This window comes from Okeania sp. SIO2B3, from assembly GCF_010672525.1.
GTDB lineage: Bacteria > Cyanobacteriota > Cyanobacteriia > Cyanobacteriales > Microcoleaceae > Okeania.
Map to the genome: position 1 here is coordinate 1 of NZ_JAAHGH010000232.1, position 1,701 is coordinate 1,701.

The 1,701-nt window shown below is 33.4% G+C and carries 2 protein-coding genes; both read right to left on the bottom strand.

All coding sequences use genetic code 11. From position 1 onward, the window contains the following. Positions 1-253: 253 nt before the first annotated feature. On the bottom strand, positions 254-700 hold the full coding sequence (locus F6K15_RS37850) for a hypothetical protein (protein WP_293071235.1): 447 nt from the start codon (positions 698-700) through the stop codon (positions 254-256). 492 nt (positions 701-1,192) lie between these two features. Further along, positions 1,193-1,417, bottom strand: a complete 225-nt coding sequence (locus tag F6K15_RS37855) for a hypothetical protein (RefSeq protein ID WP_293071236.1) — start codon at positions 1,415-1,417, stop codon at positions 1,193-1,195. Between the last annotated feature and the right edge of the window lie 284 nt (positions 1,418-1,701).

Here is a 1,701-nt window from a genome sequence, read left to right on the forward strand (position 1 = left end):
AACCTCACGGGGTGACAAGCGCCTCAAAAGCATTGTGGGGTAAGAGTTTAAAAGATATAATCCCTTTAAAAAATTAAATGTTTTTCTCATAATAATTATTCTCATAAAGGGTTCGCGATCGCGAAACCACACCCTCTAGGCAGGTTGATGTATTGTTCAATTACATAAGGCTAACAAAATTTATATTGGTCAATTTGAAAAATTTTAATCATTGGACATTAGATAAATTCTGAAAGATTGCAAGTGCAAATACTTAATGTAATAATCTAGACATCGCTTTTAATCCCCTGTGATAATTCTGCTTTTTCTGTGGATTTAGATTCATCATAACTTGGATAATATCAACTAAATATTCCCAGGCCATGACCCACAACTCACCATACATACCTACCCAAAAATTGCTATGTCTTCTATCTTTTCTAGCTGGTTCTGTTAGTCTACAAATATAATTTTGATACCCAGATTTTTTGATAAATTTACCTTGATAACATGAACCAGTGTAAGCAATAGCTATAAGTAAAATTAAATTGGTCAAACGTTGGGTATTAGCTTGACTTCCCTCCAAATTATATCCACCTGTTTTACAGTCTTTAAACATGGCTTCGATGCCCATTCTCGACCGATAAATTTTTAAAACTTCATCCAAATCATTAAGATTTGTTAATAAGTACCAAGGCTCTGTCTTGAGTGCGTCTTTCATTCCGAGGAGACCTCGGAATTACGCACTCGCTTTTTCTACTTTCTGATTATATTTTCCTTTCCAATATGCTGCTAGATTAAATCTTCCGAAACCTTTATTTTGAGTAATATTGATATGGCTCAAAAAAATTTTTGTTCCGGGATATATCGGCAAAGAACTAAGTTGTTCATAGTTTTTACCAGGTTTTCTATAGTAAGTATTCTGTTTTTGTCGAAAAACAAAGTAAATTTTTTCAGGTGATTTTTGATTTTTGAGCCAGTGTGATAATTCAACGCCGTGGAATTCACGGTCTCCAATAACTACTAATTCATATTTTTTTAAATATTCGTAAAACAGGCTTAATAATTGCCTTCTGTTCTCCTAAATTACTGCTGCCCTTTTTCTCTAAAATTTGCCAATAAATAGGTAAAGCTCGTTTTTTGTAGATGACCCCTATCACAAATATATTCTGCTCTTTCCCCTATCGTTCTATCTATAGTAATAATTAACCGACTACCAGAGCGCAAATTCTTTGTCAATAAGCATCTTGATGATCGGGAACCAAAACAAGGGTAAACTTAAAGAAAATAATGTTAAAAATCTTTGAATATGACGGCGACGGCTTTCATATTTAATAGGTAAAGGAAAACAAGCTGCTAACTTTTCTATTTTTACAGTTTTCTGGACAGTAATTAGCCAAACTAAAATTTTCAAAGTTTGGACTTGAGTATCTGTCAAAGATTGTTTAAAATATGACTCATATAATGAAAAAAAATCCATTGGGGTCGGTCTATTTGCGTTAGTGGACCGACTTTTTTTTAGCATAAAATATGGTTGATGGCTAGTATCTATATTGACATAAAAATCAACTAAAAAAGTGAGGTGTGGGTGTGGGTTCGCGATCGCTCACTCTTTATCAGAATAATTATTATTATGAGAAAAACATTAGAGTTGTTGAAAGGGATTATATATTTTAAACCCTTACCCCACAATACTTTTGAGGCGCTTGTCACCCCGTGAGC

Excerpts from the sequence above, each read along its gene's own strand:
- F6K15_RS37850 (WP_293071235.1), bottom strand. The coding sequence starts at position 700 with ATGAAAGACGCACTCAAGACAGAGCCTTGGTACTTATTAACAAATCTT.